5 protein-coding genes are annotated in these 5,297 nt (G+C 32.5%); 4 read left to right on the top strand and 1 reads right to left on the bottom strand.

The genetic code is table 11. The features are described 5' to 3' along the window. Positions 1 to 138 precede the first annotated feature (138 nt). A complete protein-coding gene (locus ACI3VO_RS05350) occupies positions 139 to 1,506 on the bottom strand; it encodes an MATE family efflux transporter (protein ID WP_439756921.1) in 1,368 nt (455 codons plus the stop codon). A gap of 311 nt (positions 1,507 to 1,817) precedes the next feature. On the opposite strand from ACI3VO_RS05350, the gene pyrB reads away from it, so the two are divergent. From pyrB to pyrE, 4 genes are all read left to right on the top strand, one after another. Continuing rightward, entirely contained in the window at positions 1,818 to 2,741 is a 924-nt protein-coding gene (pyrB, locus tag ACI3VO_RS05345; protein ID WP_439756920.1) for an aspartate carbamoyltransferase, read from the top strand. A 4-nt stretch (positions 2,742 to 2,745) separates the two neighbouring features. Then, positions 2,746 to 3,450 carry a dihydroorotate dehydrogenase electron transfer subunit gene (locus ACI3VO_RS05340; RefSeq protein WP_439756919.1) on the top strand — a complete coding sequence of 235 codons (705 nt, stop codon included), beginning with the start codon at positions 2,746 to 2,748 and terminating at the stop codon, positions 3,448 to 3,450. Further along, a complete protein-coding gene (locus ACI3VO_RS05335) occupies positions 3,450 to 4,352 on the top strand; it encodes a dihydroorotate dehydrogenase (protein WP_439756918.1) in 903 nt (300 codons plus the stop codon). The genes ACI3VO_RS05340 and ACI3VO_RS05335 overlap by 1 nt, the downstream gene beginning before the upstream one ends. A gap of 107 nt (positions 4,353 to 4,459) precedes the next feature. Further along, positions 4,460 to 5,044 (top strand): orotate phosphoribosyltransferase, encoded by a 585-nt coding sequence (pyrE, locus tag ACI3VO_RS05330; RefSeq protein ID WP_439756917.1) that lies wholly within the window; start codon positions 4,460 to 4,462, stop codon positions 5,042 to 5,044. The last annotated feature ends 253 nt before the right edge of the window (positions 5,045 to 5,297 follow it).

Below are 5,297 nucleotides of genomic sequence, written 5' to 3'. Positions count from 1 at the left end.
TAAGAGATAACAAAGATAGATTATCAGAATTTTTATAAGAAGATGGTGTTAAATGCATAATATAAAGAATTAAATATATAATTTAAAATAGTAAAAAGGGTATGTCATCAAACTTTACGACGTACCCTTACTAATTTACTACAATTCCTTATCCTTAATAAAAACAGGATCCTTCCTACAAGTATTCAAAAACATCCCCAAACAAGCAACCGCAGCCACAATCTCAGAAACAGGTAACGTAATCCAAATACCAGTTAAACCAATGCTCTTATAAAAAATCATACAAACAGGAATAATTATCACGCATTGTCTAAGCAGAGAAATAACCAAGCTATAAGTACCCTTTCCGATAGATTCGTACATAGCAGATATAATCAAAGAAAATGCAGAGAATAAAAATCCTAGGCTGATTATACGAAGAGCTTGAACCCCTAGATTCATCATATTTTCTGAAGCACTAAACATAGACATCAGCTGTCTAGGCATAAACATAAATAGTAGGAAACCTATAAGCATTATCGTGAAAGACACCATAAGGCTTATTTTCAATGCTTCGAAAATTCTATCTCTATTCTTCGCACCGTAGTTATATCCGATTATAGGTCTCATACCTTGAACAAGCCCATTTACAGGCATCGCGATAAATGTCTGTAATCTATAGTAGATACCGTAGACAGATACGGCTGTATTTGAGAATTTTACTAAAACAAAATTAAGCACGACTGTAAGTAATGATGAAATAGAAATCATCAAAGCAGAAGGAATTCCAACTGCGTAAATTTCTTTTATAATATGAAACTCAAATTTAAATCTTTTTAAATCCATTTTTAGCATGCTGTCTGATTTAATGAAAAATACAAGTAATATTAAAAATGATATCATTTGCCCAATTATAGTAGCTATAGCCGCACCTGTGACTCCAAGTCTAGGAACTCCAAACCAACCAAATATAAAAATAGGATCTAATATTATATTTGCAATTGCCCCAATTGCCTGTGATATAGTCGGCATAAGTGTGTTTCCTGTAGCTTGGAATATCTTTTCAAAGGTGATTTGAAAAAACAACCCAAATGAAAGCAATACTACTATATAAGTGTAGTTACATCCAAGTGTAAAGATCTCCTCGGAATCAGTAAAGGCTCTGAAAAACGGCTGTATAAATAGCAAGCCTAAAATAATAAATAATAAAGAATGAATAAATGACAATATCATAGAATGTGTCACAGTGTTGTTTGCTTCATCGATATTATTTGCGCCGAGGCTTCTAGAAATATAAGAGTTCATACCAATGCCGACACCTACAGATACTGCAAGTATACAGTACTGAATTGGAGCAGCTAAAGATACTGCTGTCAGCGCATTTTCACCTAATTTAGCGACGAAAATACTGTCTATGATGTTGTACATCGATTGCACAAACATAGATATTATAGGTGGACATCCCATCGTGAATATCAATGAAGAAATAGATTTAGTCCCCATAGGATTTTGTTTAGTTTCTTCCATTTTTTTACCCCCTTCAATTAATAAATATTATAAAAAAAGGCTATATATTAGCTCGTTTTTGTTCAGAAACGAGAAAATATATAGCCTTTTAGTAGTATCTACTAGTTAGCAATTAAATTATATCATATAATATAGGTAGTAATCAATCAAACAATAATTTAAAATAGTAAATAGAGAAAAGTTATTTTGTAATTTGTTAAACAGGATTTATGCCAATCTATTGACATAAAAATGTAAAAATGATAACCTACTAACAGAATAAAAATAGCTTTTAATTTTAGTCCGGTGAGGCTGAAAAAGGAGGATAAGAAATGTTAAAATCAAGAAATTTGGTCCAACCAGAAGACTTTTCAATTAAAGAAATAGATGAAGTACTAGATTTAGCTCAAAAGATTATGGCTAATCCTGGTAAATATTCAGAGGTTTGCAGAGGTAAACTTCTTGCTACATTATTTTATGAACCATCAACTAGAACAAGACTTAGCTTTGAATCAGCAATGAAAAGATTAGGTGGAGAAGTTGTCGGTTTTTCAGATCCAGGCTCATCATCAGTTTCAAAGGGAGAATCATTAGCTGATACAATAAGAACTGTATCTGGATATGTTGATATAATAGCTATGAGACATCCTATCGCAGGTTCAGCAGCTGAAGCTACAAAGTACGCAGAGGTACCTTTTATCAATGCTGGAGATGGTGGAAATCAACATCCAACTCAAACTCTAACAGATTTACTTACAATAAAAACTTTAACAGGAAGATTAGATAACCACGTAATAGGTTTATGTGGTGACTTAAAATACGGAAGAACTGTGCATTCATTAGTTAAAGCTATGAACAGATACGATGAAAGTAAATTCGTATTTATAGCTCCAGAACAATTAAGAATGCCTGGATATGTAAAACAAAATCTTAAAAAACATATTTACTATGAAACTGCAAGCTTAGACGATGCAATACCAACTCTAGACATTTTATATATGACTAGAATACAAAGAGAAAGATTTGCAGATTTAGACGAATATGAAGAATTAAAGGGATGCTATATATTAGATAAAGAAAAAATGAGCAAAGCACCAGAAAATATGTTAGTAATGCATCCATTACCAAGAGTAAACGAAATCACTACTGATGTTGATGATGACAAGAGAGCAGTATACTTCCAACAAGCTAAATTTGGAATGTACGTGAGAATGGCTTTAATAATGAAACTTTTAGGAGTAGATGTAGAGGAGTAATATAATGTACAAAATAATAGAAAATAAATATATAGGTGAAGATATGTACCAAATGAAGGTACAAGGCAAATTTGAAGGTAAAATGGGTCAATTCTATATGCTTAGAGCATGGGATACATATCCAACACTTTCAAGACCTATAAGTATTCATGATATAGATGAAGAAGGTATAACTTTCTTATATAAAGTAGTCGGGGAAGGAACTAAGATATTCAGTAAATTAGTTGCTGGAGACGAAATAAAATTAGAAGGTCCTTATGGCAACGGATACCAAAAAGTAGAAGGTAAGGTTGCATTAGTAGGCGGAGGAATAGGTGTAGCACCTTTGTATTTAGTTGCAAAGAATATACCTAATTGTGATGTTTACTTAGGATTCAGAAATGAACCTATTTTAGTAGATAAATACGAAAAAGTTTGTAATAAAGTAAAAACAACTGTAGGAAATACTTTTGTTACAGATGCTATAGATACAGCAGAATATGACTATATATTAACTTGTGGTCCAACACCTATGATGAAGGTTTTAATGGACAAGGTGAATAAAACAAACGCTGAAAAGGGAACTAACACAAGAGTGATGGTTTCATTAGAAAATAGAATGGCTTGTGGTATGGGTGCATGCTTAGTATGCACTTGCAAAACTACAGGTGGCAACAAAAAGACTTGTAAAGACGGTCCAGTATTCTGGGGAGAGGATGTGATTTTTTAATGGCAGATATGAGTGTAAAATTTAAAGATTTGACTTTCAAAAATCCAGTAATAATGGCATCTGGTACCTTTGGATTTGGTAGAGAATACAATGAAGTTTACGATATATCAAAACTAGGTGGAGTAAGTGGAAAAGGACTTACACTAAACGCAAAACCAGGTAACAACGGCATAAGAGTTTGGGAAACTCCATCAGGAATGATAAACAGCGTAGGACTTGAAAATCCTGGAGTACAAGGATTCATAGACAAGGAGCTTCCTTTTTTCAAGAAATTAGATCTAGTTAGAATAGCTAACGTAGGTGGAGGTTGCTTAGAAGACTATGTAACAGGAGTAGAGCTTCTAAACGACAAAGAAATAGACATAATCGAATTAAATATCTCTTGCCCTAACGTAAAAGCAGGTGGTATGGCATTCGGAATCAAAAGTGAAGTAGCTAGAGAAGTTGTAAAGGAAGTCAGAGCAGCTTGCAAAAAACCTCTAGTAATCAAGCTTTCACCAAATGCAGAAGATATAATATCAATGGCAAAGGTATGTGAAGAAGAAGGAGCAGACGGTGTATCTCTAGTAAATACATTCAAAGCCCTTGCAATAGATATAAAAAACAGAAAGCCTGTATTTGAAAATGTATATGCAGGATTATCAGGACCAGCTATAAAACCTATAGCACTTAGAATGGTTCACGAAGTATGCAAAAACGTGGAAATCCCAGTATTTGGTATGGGTGGAATCACAAAAGCTGAAGATGCTATAGAATTCATCATGGCAGGTGCAACATGCATACAAGTAGGAACAGCTAATTTCATGAATCCTAGAGTGGGACTTGAAATAGTTGATGGAATCAATGATTTTATGGAGAGAGAAGGAATAAAATCTCTAGATGAAATTAGAGGAATTGTTTAAAAATAAATAAATTGATAATATATAATAACGATATCGTTATTAATTTTTTAAAAAAAGAAAAAGAATAATATATTAATAATAAATTAGTAAAAGTGGAGGAATCATACATGAGTAAAGTAGATGTAGTAGATATATTAAAGAAAAGCGACGCATTATTAGAAGGACATTTCCTATTATCTTCAGGAAAACACAGTAACAGATACGTACAATGTGCAAAAGTTTTAAGATACCCAGAATACGCAGCACAAGTATTAAGCACAGTAGTTGATCAAATAAAAGACTTAGACATAGACTTAGTAGTTGGACCAGCTATGGGTGGTGTAATAGTTTCTTATGAATTAGGAAGACAATTAAACAAAGAAGCTGTTTTCACTGAAAGAAAAGACGGTGTAATGCAACTTAGAAGAGGATTCGAAGTTAAACCAGGAGCTAAAATAATAATATCAGAAGACGTTGTTACAACTGGTAAATCAACTTTAGAAACTAAAAAAGCATTAGAAGAATTAGGTGGAGAAGTTATAGGTGTTGCTTGTATAGCAGACAGAACTAGTGCTCCAATAGGAATGCCAATATACAGCGCTATAAAATTAGACATACAAGTTTATGACGCTGACGAATGTCCTTTATGTAAAGAAGGAAAGATCGAATTAGTTAAACCAGGTAGTAGAGAATTTAAAGAAATAGGAATGTAATTGAAGATTAAAATTATATAAATAAACAAAAAGATGCTAAAGTAATAGCATCTTTTTTTGTACGAGATATGTAAATAATTGTAATTTAAAATCATAATATAGTTATTTTTGTTATAATAATAATAATAAATAATTATGCAGGTAGAGAAGGGGGGTGTAGTTTATGCCGAAAAGATTTAGAGAAGCAGCGTGTTTTTTAACAGTATTAGGTTTATTGGTTTCTTTTAAAACTAATACTGAAGACATTCAGGCT

Origin of the sequence: Intestinibacter sp. (assembly GCF_051866655.1) — a bacterium.
Taxonomy (GTDB): Bacteria; Bacillota; Clostridia; order Peptostreptococcales; family Peptostreptococcaceae; genus Intestinibacter.
Note: the sequence above shows the minus strand (reverse complement) of the source record. Positions and strands in the feature narration are given on the sequence as shown.

Excerpts from the sequence above, each read along its gene's own strand:
- pyrE (WP_439756917.1), top strand. The coding sequence starts at position 4,460 with ATGAGTAAAGTAGATGTAGTAGATATATTAAAGAAAAGCGACGCATTA.
- pyrB (WP_439756920.1), top strand. The coding sequence starts at position 1,818 with ATGTTAAAATCAAGAAATTTGGTCCAACCAGAAGACTTTTCAATTAAA.
- ACI3VO_RS05350 (WP_439756921.1), bottom strand. The coding sequence starts at position 1,506 with ATGGAAGAAACTAAACAAAATCCTATGGGGACTAAATCTATTTCTTCA.
- ACI3VO_RS05340 (WP_439756919.1), top strand. The coding sequence starts at position 2,746 with ATGTACAAAATAATAGAAAATAAATATATAGGTGAAGATATGTACCAA.
- ACI3VO_RS05335 (WP_439756918.1), top strand. The coding sequence starts at position 3,450 with ATGGCAGATATGAGTGTAAAATTTAAAGATTTGACTTTCAAAAATCCA.